The organism is Proteus myxofaciens ATCC 19692, from assembly GCF_001654855.1.
Taxonomy (GTDB): Bacteria; Pseudomonadota; Gammaproteobacteria; order Enterobacterales; family Enterobacteriaceae; genus Proteus; species Proteus myxofaciens.
The window spans coordinates 14,949-32,222 of sequence record NZ_LXEN01000078.1 but is presented as its reverse complement, the minus strand read 5'-3'; the positions used below and the strand labels follow the sequence as shown (position 1 = coordinate 32,222).

The following is a 17,274-nucleotide window of genomic DNA, read 5'->3' as shown; positions in this document are numbered from 1 at the left end:
GAATTAGAAAAGCCGATTATAGGTCGAATATCAGAAGGCCGTTTATGGCTTGATCTGCGCTGTCTTGAGGATGAAAATGCGTTGATACAGGGCTTATCACTATGATTTTTGCTACAGCAGGTCACGTAGATCACGGAAAAACAACGCTCATACAAGTACTGACAGGGGTAGATACCACTCACTTACCCGAAGAGAAAAAACGAGGTATGACCATCGATTTAGGTTATGCCTATTGGCCTCAACTTGATGGCACATCTATTGGTTTTGTTGATGTACCTGGTCATGAAAAATTTCTTTCTAATATGTTAGCGGGTGTTGGTGGCATTTCTCATGCCCTACTCATTGTCGCTTGTGATGATGGAGTGATGGCTCAAACTATTGAGCATATTTCTATTTTACGTCTTGCTGGTTGTGCTCACGTTACCGTTATTTTAACAAAAGCCGATCGTGTTACCCCACACCGAGTTGATGAAGTTAAACATCAAGCAATAACGCTTTTAGCCAATTTAGGTTGGAATAATCCTTCTATTTTCATTACCTCAGCACCAACTGGCGACGGTATTGATGATTTACGCCAATATCTGGTTAACCTGCATCAAAAAGAGCAACAACATCCTGATTGGCATAAACGTTTTCGTTTAGCGATTGACCGCGTATTTAGTATTAAAGGCGCGGGTTTAGTGGTGACAGGGACTGCATTAGCAGGAAAAATCGCCATTGGTGATAATTACTGGTTAACTGGTGCTGAAAAATCCATTCGTATAAGGGCGATTCATGCTCAAAATCAATCTGTAGAATATGCTGGAGCAGGTCAACGTATTGCTATCAACATTGCAGGTGATATCAGCAAAGAAGAGATCTCTCGTGGTGATTGGCTGCTTGAGCAACGCCCTTATCAGCAATCTCATAAAGTCCTTGTTAGCTTAATCGCTGATGAGCCATTAAAACATTGGCAATCTGTACATATTCATCATGGAACTCGCCATATTACAGGGCGAGTTTCATTATTAAATGAAACAAATCTTGCTGAGCTTATTCTTGATGAACCACTTTGGCTGGTGGATAACGATAGACTGATTTTACGTGATATCAGTGCACAACGAACATTAGCCTGTGCAAAAGTGTTATCACTTCACTCACCAAGAAAGGGTAAACGCCAGACTGAGTTCCTAGCTTGGCTAGAGGCGCTTGATAAAGCGAATAGCACCAGTAATAATTTAGCGTTGCACTTACCTAAAGGCGAATTATTAATAGAAGATTTTGCTTGGGCTCAGCAATTAACTGATGCCGCACAAGTACAATTATTTAATGAATTTGACATTGTATCAGTTGCAGGCGTTATTCTTTCAAAGGCACAAGCAGATAAAGCAAAACAAAAGTTACTCGATACGCTTTGTGAATATCACCAACAACATAATGATCAAATGGGTGTAGGTCGTTCGCGATTAAAACGAATGGCATTGCCTACTTATCATGATGAAATGGTTTATCACCTACAAAGCCAACTTCGTCAAGAAGGTGCCATAAATCAAACTCGAGGTTGGTTACATTTACCTACTCATGGCCTTGCTTTTACACCAGAGCAAGAGGCTTTATGGCAACAAATAAAAGTTTATTTTGAGCAATCAGAGCCTTGGTGGGTACGTGATCTTGCAACTAAAATACAAAATGATGAAAAAGAAACACGTTCACTTTTACGCAAAGCTGCACAATTAGGGCTTATCATTCCGATTATTGCTGATCGTTACTATACACATGAATCTATTGAAAAATTCGCATCTATTATCGTCAAATATAATGAAAATAATGGTAGCGTGAGTGCTGCTGATTTTCGTGATGAGTTATCAGTAGGTCGTAAATTAGCAGTACAAATTCTCGAGTATTTTGATAGAACAGGCTTTACTCGACGTAAAAAAGATCTGCATATTTTACGAGATAAGGGATTATTCTAATTACATGTTGTATTAAAAGTTGAATAATCTCTATTCTATGAGTTAAGGTAACTCCCCTGCCATTATTGTAAAAAATAATACTATCATTCTTTATTGCTATACTCGGAAAGAGATATGAAAAAACTATCAGGGCGCATTTATCTTGCGCTTATTCTTATTGCCTCTCTCTTTATTGTCTTTGAGAAAGCATCATATATTTATACTGCATTACTCTCTGTTAGCGCCTATTTTATTCTTTTTTCTTTATGTTTTATTTTATCTGCGCGAGTCTTATTTTCTGTCATAACGACAGGCACTCTCTTTCTAATTATAAAATTTATTAATCAGCTAAAAGTACATTACTATAAAGAATCATTATTATTTTCTGATGTAAATCTTGCACTTGATACATCAAATTTAGGCACATTAGGGCAATATTGGGAAGCTGGAATCGCTATTATTGCCATGGTAATTTGGCTAATCATTAATATGATTATTGCTTGGCGTTTTTCAAAAAAATCGAGCATTCAATTACGCCTAAGTAGCTTAATTCTCATTATTCTAGCCATCATCACCATTCACTTTACCGTGAATAAATGGCAATCAGAATGGGAAGGGACATTGCCTAGTGGTCGAGGAACAATGACAAACTTAATTATGTCAGGTTACCAAACGGCTTATAATCCCCCTTATTACAGCGAGAATGCCGATTATTTTATTGAAAAATCAAATAACGTTGTATTGCCTGAAACACAAACTGAAGTAAAACCCGATATAGTGGTGTTATTACAAGAATCCACAGTGAAACCAAGTATTTATCAATTTAATAAAGACATTAACTTGCCAGATTTGTTTATGTTTAAAAAAGATAAAGGTGTTAGTGCGCAAAGTCCTTTACGTGTACAAACCTTTGGTGGTGGCACATGGCTTTCTGAATTTTCAGTATTAACAGGTCTTAATACTGATGATTTTGGTGCTCGTAAAAATTCTGTTTTCTATTTTGTGGTTGATAATCTACAGGAAAGTTTATTTCGTCAGTTAAAATCTCAAGGTTATTATACTGTCTTACTAACGCCATTTAATCGCAATGCCTATCATGCTGGTTATGCATACGAAAAAATGGGTATTGATGAAATTATTCAGCCTCAACAATTAGGCTATCCTGGTAGCTTAGAAGAAAATTTATGGACAATCTCAACACAAGATATGTTGGGGTATTTAAAACAAGTTTTAAAAACACATACAGATAAGCCAATATTTGTTTTCTCATTAACGATGTATGAACATGGCCCTTATCATGAGAAACATAGTGATGATTACCAAATAACCGGTCATACTGAAAGTAGTAATGCACCCGGTAAATTTAGTCACTATATGGAAAAAATAATCGCAAGCGATCCTGCTATTGAAGATTTTTCAAACTTTGTGGCAACAAGAGAAAAACCAACATTATTCCTTTATTTTGGTGATCATCAACCTAATATTGAAATTAGCAATTATCAATCACCGTTTACTGATCCTGCACATATAACGCAATTCACGTTAAGAGATAATTTAACGCAAGGTGCACCACTTTCTACTGGGGAATTAACAGATATTAGTTTTCTAGGCGGGATGTTACTTGAGCGCTCACGTCTTCCTTTATCACCCTTTTATAAAGCCAATATTCAAATGCGCCATTTATGTGAAGGTAAATTAAATGACTGCGAAGATGAAAAATTGATTAATAGTTATAAAAACTATATTTATCAGCATCTCAATGTGGCAGGTAAAGAAAGCCACTAACCATGTTTTTTATTAAAAGTGATATAAATTAAAAGGTGATCGGGATTAAATACCCTAATCATAAAAAAGAGGCTAATAATAAGCCTCTTTTTTTGTATGACTAAAACTTATTTACGGGTAGCAACAATCACACTTGATGCTTTAACTAAAGCCAGCACTTCACTTCCTTTTGCCAATTGCATCTCTTGCAAGCTTTCATTTGTAATAACCGCGGTCAGCTCTAAACCTTTTGTCGTTTCTAGATGAACAGTGGAATTAACAGCACCTTGAGAAAGATGAGTAACTTTGCCTGTAAATTGGTTACGTGCTGAAAAATTCAATCCACAATCAGGTAATGCAAGCACAACCCAGGGAGCTTTAATAATTGCGATGGCTTCGCCGTCTTTCTTAATATGTAAGGTATCACAGCTCTCTTTTGTGATGATAGTGGCTAATTTTTCACCATGAGCTAACGATAAAATGACTTCGTTATTTACTGCACCTTCAATAATATCTACAACTTTACCCACTAATTGATTACGTGCTGAAACTTTCATTTATCCACCTCAATGTTGATAAAAATAGTGTCTTGAATAATGCAATATAAGATATTGATTTACTCTAGCATAAAAATAACACAATAAATTATGAGTAACTCATAATTTGTTATTTAAAAAACATAAAGTTATAAATAAGCGTAAATAACGAATAAAAAAATAGACAACCTAAATTAATTATTAATTAAGCTATCTATCTCTTTATAAAATAAGTAGATTATCTATATTTATTGTCCATTTTGAGCAAATGCTGATAATAAATGTAAAGCAGATGAGTAATAATCAGTATCTTTGCTTAAATCAACATCTTCAATAGGTGTTTTTAAAGTGAGATCTCTAATCGCCATCATTCCAGGTGTTAAGTTATATTCAGCACGTTCTTTACCATCAATGCTAATCCAAGCAGGCGTTTTATAGCGGTCAAACTTTTGAAAATAGTCAATAAAAGGCTGTAATGCCGACTCTTTATTTCCCCAAGACAAATAAAGAGGAATACGAATAGCATCAAAGCTAAATCGTGCAGGCCATTTTTTACTCGGTTCTAATTTACCATTATTATATAAACTCACCCAATCAGAAGGTAATTGGTACTCACCAAAACGCATTTTCTTTAGTAAAGATTGGCTATCATTAATTAATATTTCCCAACGAGGATCTTTATTCACTCGATAAAAATCTTCCCATGCAGGGAAAATAAAATAAGAAGGATTAATAATGATTTCATCCGGTGTTTTAAAACCATCAATTCCCGGTAATAAAATTGTATAATCTTTCGTTTTTACTAATGTGTGTTCAAGAATAGCCCGCTGAATAGCTTCTGATGCTGAGATATAACTTTCATCATCCCATTTTTCGCCAGCTTTTAATAATGCCCAAGCAATTAAAATATCACCATCAGTTGCGTTATTAAGATCAGGTGTGTGATCGCTATTATCTGGCTCATAACGCCATATGAATAATCCTAAATCACTGCGATAAAGTGAGGATGATGTCCAATCCCATAATTTATTAAAGGTTTCACGATCATCACTCATCACCGCCATTAACATACCATAACCTTGGCCTTCAGAATGCGAGATATTTTGGTTTGCATTATCAACAACACGTCCATTATCTGTAACATAACGTGCTTTAAATTGTTGCCAACCCATTTCCGTATTAGCAGCGTGTAATGAAGGTGACATGATTAGCAATAAACCTAAAATAAAAAAAACAGAAAATAGATAATTAAAACGAGATAAGTGCTTAAAAGACATTGCCTTTCTCCCCTTATATTTATTGCCAGCCACAATAAAATTGCGACTGGCATATTACATACATTTTAAAGATAAAAATTAAAAGAGAGCTTCTTCTATCTCTTTTTCTTCGTGCTTGATCTCTTTATCTTCTTTTTTGGCTGATTTAGGTAATAATGTTTCTTGGCAAAAATCCTGCATCCAAGAAGCAAATTCTTCTTTTAACACTGTATTATTTAAACCATATTCAACAAAGGTTTTCATATAACCTAATTTATTACCACAATCATGAGACTTACCAACTAAAGTATAAGCTTCTGCTACTTCTTTTTTTAGAAGTAGATCAATGGCATCTGTTAATTGTATTTCACCACCGACACCGGTTGGTAAACCATCTAGTAAATCCCAAATTGTTTTTGAAAATACATAGCGACCCACAACAGAAAGATTAGAAGGCGCATCTTCAGGATTTGGTTTTTCAACAATACGATGAATTGGTGCCCAGTTACCTTGAGGACAAAAAATACCTTTACAGTCCACAATGCCATATTGATCTACTCTATCCATAGGCACTCTTTCTACCATGATTTGGCTACGTTCTGTTTTTTCAAAACGTTTTATCATTGCTGATAAATTATCGTGTTGAGGATCACAACAGTATGAATTTAATAAAACATCAGGTAGTAATACAATGAATGGATTATCACCTACAACAGAATGAGCACAGCAAATTGCATGCCCTAAGCCAAGTGCATGGCCTTGACGAATTTGCACAATTTTTACATTGTTAGGACAAATTGAACGCACTTCATTTAATAATTTATTTTTAATACGTTGCTCTAGCATATTTTCTAATTCAAAACTGGTATCAAAATGATCTGCTATTGAATTTTTAGAAGAATGCGTTACTAAAATAATTTCCTCAACACCTGCTTGAGCACACTCATCAACGATATATTGAATTAAAGGGCGATCAACAATAGGTAACATTTCTTTTGGTGTTGATTTTGTTGCTGGTAACATACGAGTTCCTAATCCAGCAACAGGGATTACTGCTTTCATCATAATAAACTCCTTTAATAGTTCTATTAAAAATTTAATATTTTTTAAATTTATTTACATTTTTCATTGGGATACGGATTGATATATTAAAATATAGCAACCCCTCTTTTAATTAAAAAAGATAATTTAAATTCAATTATTTAATTGATTGTCAAATTTTAAATCTTATTTACATTCAGAATAAAAACCATATTTGTTACCACCTTTTTCTTTAATAGAATAAAGTGTTTCATCTGCTGATTTTAGTAATTCAGATAGTGTTTCTCCATCTTTAGGATATTCTGAAATACCTAAGCTAATAGATGGAGTTAACATACTATTTGCATTTATATTAATTGGAGTTTCCATTAGCCTCCATAACAACTCTATTATTTCTAGTAAAGTAACCGAACAGGAACGTAAACCTTGAGGAAATACAATTGCAAATTCATCCCCTCCTAATCGGCCACAATAAGCGCCTTTTTCTTCCAATTGAAATAATCTTTTTGATATCTCACATAAAACTTTATCACCGACATGATGACCAAATTCATCATTTATAATTTTAAATTTATCACAATCGATAATCCCGACACAAAATGATGGCGTTTTATTAATATTTAAATATTCATTTTCAATTTTTTCAACAATACTTAATCGATTAGGGATCCCAGTTAAATAATCAATATAACTTTTATTAAACAATTCATTTCTCAATTCAACTTTATCTGTAACATCTAAGCTAATAAATGCAAAATGAGAAATTTTATTTTCATCAAAAAAGGGAACAATACTGACATCCTCCCATATTTCTTTTTCTATATGATTATTTTTTTTAACTTCTAAACGATAAACCCCTTTGTTTTTCATAAAGAATTTAATTTTATCTTCATCAATTAAATAGAATTGATCGTGTTTTTTATTTTGCAAGTCTTCAAGAATAACTTTATTAAAATCACAATATTTCTTATTAGCATAAACAATAATGCCATTAATATCTGTCACTAGCATCATAAAGGCATTATTAACAAATTGCTTCATTAACAACCAGTTGGAATCATCATTATTAAATATCATGTCATTCATTTTTGACCTCCTATGCTTATCAATAAAAGCAAAGGTTTTATTATTCAACTAACGTATTATGAGCATAGCGGAAAATAAAGACATCTTTTGCATCAGTAGACTGCCCATGTACTTGCATTTCTATATTTCCACCTTGATGAGTTAGCCATGCTTCATATAAGCCTTCTAATACTCCAGCACTTGCTAAACGCCACTGAGCATCATCTTGATGTTGTGTAAAATGCGGCCACGCACAATGAACTAATAACAATTCACTTCTTGCTGGTGATATCGTAACAAAACCCCATTTAAATAATGTTAATACATGATTAATATGTGATTCAAAAGATTTAATATTCTCACCATCAGGTAATGGATAACGTAAAGCAATATCTTTACCTATATTTCTTAATTTTTCTTGCGCTGTTTGAGCATCATTATCATTTAATATTTGAGAAAATAATAACTGTGTAAGATCTTGCCAGCCACTTTCAAAAGGTAATTGTAAAATATCACTGTCATACTTATTCATTATTTATCTCCTTAATTATTTAGATAGAAAGTCTGGCTTATAGTTAAGATATAACCACATATTATCCTCAGTATAATCTCCCGATTTATCATGAGATAGGCTAACTCCTAATTCGGATTTTTTTGTTAAATAATATTTAGCATCTATTCCTAATCGATAGCTAACATCTGTTTTATCTTCTTCGTCATAACGAGACTTAAGAGATGGATCATTAGCATGGCTTTTATTTAAATCATTTTGCATGGCATTGTTTATTGGAAAGTAATCACTGCCTTTTTGTTTATAACTTTGTAAGCCTACAGAACCATTTAATGATACTTCACCTTTATCGAAACGACGGGTATACGCGACAGGTAAAGAAACAGAAATATAATCTTGTGGACTGAAATAGCCACCATGTCCTAATGAATAGTAATTTTGGTTATTTCTAAAATTCATATAATCAACATGAACACCCGCTCTAACTTCTTGTTGCTCATCTTTATAAAAATTAGCGTAAGTTCCCATCCATACTTTTACTTCATCATTACTTGCGACATTTTTACCAGTGTAATTATAATAACCACCACCAGCATAAGCCCCTATTTTGCCGTCATCCCATGAGTATTGGGCTTTAGCACCATTACGAGTTACTCGTCCCCAGCTTTCTCCTGTTAATGGATCAGTACGTCCCATATAAGATAATAAGCTGTCTTTTATTGCTCTACGTTCTGCTGTTAACGTTAACTGCCCATTTTGACCAACTTGAGGTGAATATGTCAGGCCACCAACAACCGTTGCGCTGTCTTTACCTAATGGCGTTGAACCCACATCCGCTGTGATATTGTTATCAGATAAACTCAACCCTAATTCAACACCTGAAGCACGTTGACTGCCTGCATCATCAGCATTAATTTTGTTTTTTTCATCATAATTATCACTATTTTTTGCTAAACGCTCTGCATGTTGAAGTTGACCAGAACCAAAACGGTTTGCTCTTTCACCCGATACAGAACCACTGGTCATTGAGACAGGGTTAACATTAAATTGCCAACGCCATTTTTCACCAGGTACACCAGAAATGCTCATTGGTGCTGAAATTTCAGTAACATTAGAGAGCCCTTTATCACCATTACGATGACGAATAGCGACGCCACCTTGTACCCAAGGCGCAATTTCTTGTTCTAATGCATGAATTGAGCGTTGAACAGATGCCATCTCTTTACGTTCATAGATAGAACCTGTAATGACAGTATCATCATCCTCTAATGGCGATATGAGTTCACCAGCAGGAGTATTAACGGTACTTTTGCTATTTTGCCACTGAGCACTACGCAATAAAGCCAGAGCTCTACGATTTTCACCATTTAATTGCGCAACTTGAGCGGCTTGTAATAAATAAGCCGGTTGTGAAGAAGAAGGTAATTGCTGTAATAATTGCTGTGCTTTTTTACCCTCTTTTTGCGCTAATGCAACTTCAATTTGAGCTTGAATGAGTTTGCTATCTTTTCCTTGCTCTTTTTCAAGATAAGACAAAATCTTATTTGATTGCTCAGGCATTGATTGTGCTAAATAAATTCGGCTTAATGCCATTAATAAATCAGGATTATTCGGGGATGATTTCAATCCTATCACTATCGTTTCGTAAGCCGCTTTAATATCGCCTTTCTCACGTAGGCTATCCGCTTGCGCAACTTTTGTTGTAGCATCTAAATGTACTTTTTCAGCCAGGGGTGTTTCTTGCTGTAAAGCAGGATCGTTAATCAGGCTTGTTGCCTGAGCATAATGACCTAATTGGTTGAAAACATTAATATGACCAGAATAATTACCAACAGAACCTTTAATTCCTTTGGCTATATCGCTTTCAACGAGCTGTAAAGCTTCTTCATTTAACCCACTACTAACCAAACTTTCAGCTAATTCACCTACATCATTAGGATAATCAGTAAGTTGATTAATTAAAGGTCGCAAAGTATTACGTGTAGCAACCGTATTACCCATCTTAGAATAATTCTGAGCTTGCGCAAGTTGGCGATGGAATTTCGCACGTTGTAATAATTCTTTCTCAGCAGCTGTCGGATTTTGATGATGACTTAATAAGTTAACAACGTTATCCCATTTTTTTTGCTCAACATAAAATAAAGATGTGATGTAATCAGTATCTTTTGTTCTATAATTTTGTAACTGATCAATACTCTTTTTAGCCCCTAAGTTATCGCCTTCAGCCAGCATTAAACGCGCTAAATCAAGATATAACCAATTGTTTTTAGGATTTTTACGTTGAGCTTGCATGAGTAATTGTTTAGCTTGAACGCGGTTACCATTTTCTAATGCTTTTTGTGCTTCTCGACGTAATTTTTCAGCAGGATCTGTATTGGCAGTGAGCTTTTGGCGCATTGCGGCTGATTGTTCTGCAAGTAATTGTTCCGCTTTGCTATTTTTTCCTTCTTGAACCAAGAGAAAATAATAGGCTGAAGCAACTTTTTCATTATGGCGATTATTTTGATAAAGCGTGGCTAAACGTTGATGAGCTGCTGGTAAATTGCCTTGTTTACGCAATAAATCAGCTTGTAATAAGCTCGCAGAAACCCCCTTTTCACCCACAGCTCCCGTTAATGGTGACAATGCATCAATCGCTTGCTGAATATTGCCTTGTTTTGCGCGTTTTTGAGCATCATTTAATTGAAAATAAAAACCAGCATCATCTGCTTGCTGTTTCCATTTACTTCCTTGCTCTCCACCTACAAGTGCTGCCTGATTTAATAAGCGTTGTCCCATGGCTAAATCACCAGATCGCAATGCGGTATAACCTAATCCAGCGAGTGCCTCAGTATCATTATTATCAAGCTTAAGTGCCTGCTTGAAACTTTGCTCAGCTTCTTTTAGCTTACCTTTATTGAGCGCGGTATAGCCTATTTGACGCGCATTACCTTGAAGTGTTTTTTGGTAATACTCTGCAACCTCTTTATCATCAGGATTGGCTTGTAAATAAACCTTATACAGATTCTCATCATCTGGCGTTACATTAAGCCATAATAAGGCTTGATGAAGATCTTTTTTTACTGAATCATCACCAATCTTATTTAACACATCTATTCCTTCACGACGTGTCTTTTCGTTATACGTTAATGTCTGACCTAACGCTTTTTGTGTCTCTTTATTAGCAGGCATTAATGCAGCGCGCTGTTTTAATCCTGTAATGGCTTGTGGGAACATCTCAGGTATACCTGCCATTGTTTGATAATATTCTAGAGCCAAAGAATCAGGAGGCTCATTACCCACAAATAGACTTTGATATGCTTTTATCGCTTCTGAAAATTGTTTTTTCTTAGCAAGCCCTCTGGCATAACCGATTTGTTGTTCATTAAATTTTGGCGATTTTATATTTTTTAATCCATCAATACGTGAGTCTTGTGGTGCAACTTGAGCAAACTTTTCACGCCAATATTTTGCTTGTTTTTCATTACCTTGTTGTGCTGTAAAGAATGCCATTAAATAGAGAGCATCCTGATTTTTATCATCCATAATCAGCACTTTTTTTAACGCTTCTACAGCACGTTCGTCATGTGCTCTACCATGCCAATAATTAGCTTGCTCAATAAGAGAGTTAACAAGGTTTGAGTCTGTTGTTTGTGCATAAGCTTGGTTAGATATACCTAATATACAACTGGTATAAATCACTTTGACGATTAGATTAAGTGTATGATTTTTCATCTTATACCTCTCTTATTTATCAGAACGATTTTTTGATATCTGCTCTAAACGACGGTTAGTTCGACGTAGTAACCATCTGTAGGCCATAAAACCTGTTAGCGCACAGAAACCCACCGCTAAAAGACCCAGCAAATACACATGTCGAGAGCTGTACCAAAGAAACCGTTGTAAAAGAGGTAAATCGCCTTGAGAAAAATGTTCTCCTAAAGAAAAACTTCTTACTGTGTCTTTATCGCTAATTACCGTGATATCACCTTTAATTGCTGCGTTTACTTCTGCTAAATTCAAATCACTAATAATTTTGTCTATAGACTCATTACCTTTTGATGTCACTAGCACAACAACACGATCATTTGCCCAAGGTGAGATAAAACTCAGCATTCCTCGCCAATGATTTACAGATGCAAGATAATTAGCGACATCTCCACTATTAGATAAAAAATCGCCAACAGCCCAACTTTTCACTTTATCTAATAATGATTGTGGCGTGAGTTCTACATTATTATTGATGAACGAAAATGTCTGTTGTGAGAAATCTTTAGGTAAAAAGTTATCGCTACTTAACTCACCAATAGCTAATACATCACGTTGAGAAAGATTATTTTTCTCTAATGCTTTATCACCTAAGAAAACAGAGGTATACGACACAGGGGTTCCAGTTGAGTAACCCGTTCTCGCCATCAAATTAACCAAGGTGTATAACTCTTCTTTTTTAGGCGTTTCTGGTAATAATAATGCCGTTTGTGAAAAATCAGCATGACGACTAAATGGAAATGAAGCCCCTGCAAAATAAGCTAAATTAGGCATTCTTGAATAATGCCAAGTATTTTTAAATCGAATTGTCGATTGCGGATCAATACGACTAATCAAGCTACTACCATCGATTAAAATACAAGGTGAATCATCAGGTTCACGTAAATCAAAATAAAACTGCAATTGATTCTGGCTGTATATTTGGCGAGGATTTAGATACAGCGTGCTATTTTGCTGTTCATTTTCCATTCCTAACCAATGTCTTACCATTCCTAAAGGCTCTGATTGAACCGGATATAACGAATTTAAGAATTGGTTATTCAAGAAAACAATTAATGACGAATTATGGCTATTGAGCTTATCAGACTGAGGAAAAGCATATTTCAACTCAAGTGGTAACGTATCACCATCCCACCAGAAAAGATCAGGTGATACTCTGAATGAAAATTTATTTGGTGAATGATTAATACCTTGCCGTGTGAAATCATCAGATCCATTTGCAATTTGTCCTAATGTCACAGGTTTGTTGGTATCTAACCAGCGAGGTGCGTCATACGCTTTACGTACTGCAAGACGTTGAGTAGGCACAACTAAGTGATCATTTTGTGGCAATTTATTGCTACTTAATGCTAATGCGGCTTCACGTAATGACTTTTCATTATCACCACTAATAAGAAGTAATTTAAAAACAGGATTAGCAGGATTATCCACAATAGTGAGCTGCCCACTATTACCAGAAGGTAAAGTTACGCCAGCAATAGTTTGTCCTGAATGCCCAATTAATATCCCATCACTTTCTGGTAATTGATCCATTAATACAGGTAAATCAAAGTGTTTAATATCATGGCTAAAACTACCAAACCAAGAAGCGGCAATAGCGGCTGTTGTTACCTCTGCATTATCAGGATTATCTGACAATATGATAGGTAACGAGGTCGCTGTCATCCTGTTGGGATCAAAGAACGGTAGGGGCAAACGTTCCAAGCTATATCCACCATTTATCCAGCGACCTCGATACTCTAGTGATGAATCAGGTGAAATACTCAGGCTTAAATTATCTGTTAAAGGGGGTAAACACTGGCTTTCATCAAGTTCATCACGATTAGCTAAACGAAAGCTGAGATTATTCGCATTCGTTAACATCATTTCAGGAATTTCTAAGGTGTATTCATGCTCATTTCCATCATCTTCTAAAGGTAAAAATCCCATAGGTTGGCCATTGAGCATTAGGTGCAATGTCTTATCTGATTGAACTAATTCTGGTGATGCTTTTACTTTCATCGTTAATGTGGCGTTATCAATAAATAAATCATTGGCCATATTAAAAGTGACACCAGAAAGTAATCGTCTTCCTGATAACACGATAGGGTCAGAATTTCCCATCTGAGATAACGTTAACCGCTCTTCAATATTACGAGCCCCTGTTTCAGATAACGCCTCTTTATTAAGATGACTATTCTGCGCATTTTGCTGTAAAGATACATGAGACGTAGGATCAGTAAATACCTCACCATCAAGTTCTAACATTTCTGTTGCAGCATGAGAAAAATGAATACTCGCTATAGCTATCGCAGTAAGGCTTAGCATTAATGTCAGTTTCTTTTTCATGCTTAGTCATCTCCATTAGCTGATTGCACAGAAAGTAATGCTTTTTCTTTTTCTTTTATCGCTGGTGCTTTCACTTTTTGGCGACGACCAAAGAACATCTCAAAAATACAACGAGTAAGGCCCGCTAATTCTTTAAACGGTTTATCTTTATATTCAGTATGATTTATCCAAGCATCAGCACGGCCAAAGATAACGCGAACTAATTGGCGACGAGTATTTAAATCAATAGATAAGAACTCAAGACGTAATTGATTTTTTTCTAAACTGACTATTTCAACAGGAATAGTCACTTCATCACGTTGAACATTTAGAGTAATTGAATTGATAGTGCGTTGGCGAAGCTCAGAAATTTTATTTATTGCAATGCGAACACCACCCATCGAAACATCCTCTGTAGTGGTTGTTAATTCAGCACCATCATCAAAGTGTAATGTAATAGGTAAAGAAGCATTAATACGAGTATTTTTACGAATTTGACGAGTTTCTTTACCAACGGCAATAGATGCAAGAATAATAAATAAACTATAAGTTGCCCAAGATAAGTTCAAAACAATAACAAGAGGATCAATCCCGTGAAAATCATTTAATATATAACGAATAACAACCCACGAAATACCCGCAATCAGGAGCAGAGCTGTAATAATTAAAGGACGTACAGTCAGATAATCCATATAGCTCTTATCGAGTAAATCACCTTTATCTGTTACATTAAATTTTCCTAATTTCGGTGAGACTAAGCTTAATAGGGTAGGTAATACCAAGCCAAAAGCCATCACCGTTTCATAAATTTCACCCCAAAAAGAGAATCGATATTTTCCGATATTTCTTGAGTTTACAAACACCGACATGATTAGATGTGGTAATGCATAAGCAAAGATCATACTTGCTGATGAAACGATGATATTGAGATTGAATAACATAAACAGTAAGGGTGCCGTCAAAAAGATAATTCGAGGTAAACCATACTGAAAATGCATCATCGCATTGAGATAACACAAACGTTGAGAAAACGTTAATCCGCGACCTAACATTGGATTATCAACACGGAAAATTTGTGTCATACCTCGAGCCCAACGAATACGCTGATTGACGTGCAATGCTAGACGCTCTGTTGCCAGTCCCGCGGCTAAAGGAATATCAATAAATGCAGAGTTCCAACCTAAACGTTGTAATTTTAAAGCGGTATGAGCATCTTCTGTTACTGTTTCAACTGCAATACCCCCTATTTCTTCAAGTGCACTACGACGCATAACAGCACATGAGCCACAGAAAAATGTCGCATTCCAGTTATCATTACCACGTTGTACAGGTCCGTAAAAAAGGGCACCTTCATGAGGAATATCTTTAGCAGCACTTAAATTACGTTCAAAAGGATCAGATGAGTAAAAATAGTGCGGTGTTTGAATTAATGCGAGTTTAGGATCTTGAAGAAAGCTTCCTACTGTAGCTTGTAAGAAAATACGAGTTGAAATATGGTCACAGTCGAAAATACAAATGAGCTCGCCATCTGTTAATTTCATGGCATGATTTAAGTTACCTGCTTTAGCGTGTTCATGCGTTTCTCGCTCAATGTAAGTAACACCTACATCGTTAGCAAATTGTTTGAATTCTTTGCGACTACCATCATCTAATATATAGACTTTCATTTTATCTTGAGGATAATCTATTGATTGTGCAGCTAACACCGTATCACGAACAACATCTAAACTTTCGTTATAAGTAGGAATATAAACATCCACAGTTGGCCATTGAGAAATATCTTTAGGTAGTGGCGCTATTTTTCTATTTAGTGGCCATGACGTTTGAAAATACCCTAAGACTAAAATTAACCATGAATAAATCTCCGCGACAAATAATCCACCGCCTAAAATAGCCTCAATTGTTGTATTAAAGTTAAGCGTATAAGTTGCGCGCCAATAGAGATAACGTGTGGACATTAGCAATGATATAAAAACCATTGTTAGTAATCTTTTTTTTGATTTTTTAAAGCTCACAACAAACAGTAACAATATATTAATAATCCCAAAAATATATTGTTGTTCGGCGCTCATTGGCATAACAATAAGTGTAAGCATTGTTACCAATAAAAAAACCGTAATTAATATTTTAAATACTTTATTCATAACCCTATACCTTTTTCATTATCTTAGGTATTTTTAAGACAAGAATATCCCGTCGTAATAATAAATAACGACTTTATTAGAAAATAAAATAACAGTAATTAAAGATTGATATTAGTCAATATAATTAATTTACAGATGATTTTCACTTATTTAGATACTGAACCGATAAATGAGAATACATCTTTCAACGAAATATTTTCATTAGCATGCGTCTTATCGGTTTTTTTGTTATCGAATATCTGATAATTAGGTGACAAATTTGATTTAGTCTTATTTTGATTATCTTTATTTGATTTAATTTGGTTACCCTGTTCATATGAAAGACTAATAGATTTATTAACAGGTTGTTTTGCTTTTTCTTTTATAGGGGGTAAGGTGTTAGCAATAACTTGATTACTTGATTTATTATTTGACTTAGTACTTCCTGTATTATTTTTTTTATTTTCAGATGCTACTTCTTTTTTATTATCAATATGTTGAAGAGTTTCATTAGAAAACTCTTGAAAAGTAAACCCATCTTCTTGAAATTTATCCTTTAGATTACTTAAATCATCATACATAGCGTAGCCCCTTAATAACAACACACTCACTTCTCCCAATAATGGGTGTTTTCCATAAATAAGGAAGAAAGGATATTTAGAGATAATTTAACTATAAATAAAACCATCTCATTATAAATTTTATATTTTAACGTTTATTTAAACATTAATTCATATAAGAAATTCACCATATTAATTTTTAAAAATTAATGACAAACAAACATTACCCAATCAATAAGAATGATTATTTAAATTAAATTGTATAATTTTTTTTATGATAAATACAACATCAAAAGTAGGGTGAAAAATAAATCAACTATTATTCTTATTTAAGAAATTATGTATTTATACGTAATGTGACTTAAATAATTTATCCGATTTTTTTTATTTATTATTGCTAATTTTTTAAGCTAATTGTGCACATAATAACGAC

11 protein-coding genes and 1 pseudogene are annotated in these 17,274 nt (G+C 34.5%); 3 read left to right on the top strand and 9 right to left on the bottom strand.

The window, feature by feature from the left end:
* From M983_RS17045 to M983_RS08365, 3 genes and pseudogenes are all read left to right on the top strand, one after another.
* A pseudogene (locus tag M983_RS17045) lies at nucleotides 1-105 on the top strand (L-seryl-tRNA selenium transferase); the annotation flags it as partial.
* Nucleotides 102-1,952: a selenocysteine-specific translation elongation factor gene (selB, locus tag M983_RS08370; RefSeq protein ID WP_066749626.1), complete on the top strand. Its 1,851-nt coding sequence runs from the start codon at nucleotides 102-104 to the stop codon at nucleotides 1,950-1,952. The pseudogene M983_RS17045 and the gene selB, both read left to right, overlap by 4 nt.
* A gap of 114 nt (nucleotides 1,953-2,066) precedes the next feature.
* The gene (locus M983_RS08365; protein WP_066749625.1) at nucleotides 2,067-3,716 is read left to right on the top strand and encodes an LTA synthase family protein; all 1,650 of its coding nucleotides are present in this window, start codon (nucleotides 2,067-2,069) and stop codon (nucleotides 3,714-3,716) included.
* Nucleotides 3,717-3,823: 107 nt separating this feature from the next.
* Here M983_RS08365 and M983_RS08360 read toward each other — a convergent pair whose 3' ends face one another.
* From M983_RS08360 to M983_RS08320, 9 genes are all read right to left on the bottom strand, one after another.
* Nucleotides 3,824-4,252: a TOBE domain-containing protein gene (locus tag M983_RS08360; protein WP_066749624.1), complete on the bottom strand. Its 429-nt coding sequence runs from the start codon at nucleotides 4,250-4,252 to the stop codon at nucleotides 3,824-3,826.
* 227 nt (nucleotides 4,253-4,479) lie between these two features.
* On the bottom strand, nucleotides 4,480-5,508 hold the full coding sequence (locus tag M983_RS08355) for a family 8 glycosyl hydrolase (protein WP_066749623.1): 1,029 nt from the start codon (nucleotides 5,506-5,508) through the stop codon (nucleotides 4,480-4,482).
* A 78-nt stretch (nucleotides 5,509-5,586) separates the two neighbouring features.
* Complete coding sequence (gene galU, locus M983_RS08350; protein ID WP_083954577.1) at nucleotides 5,587-6,552, bottom strand: UTP--glucose-1-phosphate uridylyltransferase GalU; 966 nt, start codon at nucleotides 6,550-6,552, stop codon at nucleotides 5,587-5,589.
* Nucleotides 6,553-6,714: 162 nt separating this feature from the next.
* Nucleotides 6,715-7,614 carry a sensor domain-containing diguanylate cyclase gene (locus M983_RS08345; RefSeq protein ID WP_066749622.1) on the bottom strand — a complete coding sequence of 300 codons (900 nt, stop codon included), beginning with the start codon at nucleotides 7,612-7,614 and terminating at the stop codon, nucleotides 6,715-6,717.
* Nucleotides 7,615-7,654: 40 nt separating this feature from the next.
* Nucleotides 7,655-8,125: a cellulose biosynthesis protein BcsD gene (gene bcsD / locus M983_RS08340; protein ID WP_066749621.1), complete on the bottom strand. Its 471-nt coding sequence runs from the start codon at nucleotides 8,123-8,125 to the stop codon at nucleotides 7,655-7,657.
* Between the two features lie 15 nt (nucleotides 8,126-8,140).
* Nucleotides 8,141-11,818 carry a cellulose biosynthesis protein BcsC gene (locus M983_RS08335; protein WP_066749620.1) on the bottom strand — a complete coding sequence of 1,226 codons (3,678 nt, stop codon included), beginning with the start codon at nucleotides 11,816-11,818 and terminating at the stop codon, nucleotides 8,141-8,143.
* Nucleotides 11,819-11,830: 12 nt separating this feature from the next.
* Entirely contained in the window at nucleotides 11,831-14,179 is a 2,349-nt protein-coding gene (bcsB, locus tag M983_RS08330) for a cellulose biosynthesis cyclic di-GMP-binding regulatory protein BcsB (RefSeq protein WP_066749619.1), read from the bottom strand.
* A gap of 2 nt (nucleotides 14,180-14,181) precedes the next feature.
* The gene (gene bcsA, locus M983_RS08325) at nucleotides 14,182-16,302 is read right to left on the bottom strand and encodes a UDP-forming cellulose synthase catalytic subunit (protein WP_066749618.1); all 2,121 of its coding nucleotides are present in this window, start codon (nucleotides 16,300-16,302) and stop codon (nucleotides 14,182-14,184) included.
* 146 nt (nucleotides 16,303-16,448) lie between these two features.
* A complete protein-coding gene (locus M983_RS08320; RefSeq protein ID WP_066749617.1) occupies nucleotides 16,449-16,862 on the bottom strand; it encodes a hypothetical protein in 414 nt (137 codons plus the stop codon).
* Nucleotides 16,863-17,274 lie beyond the last annotated feature (412 nt).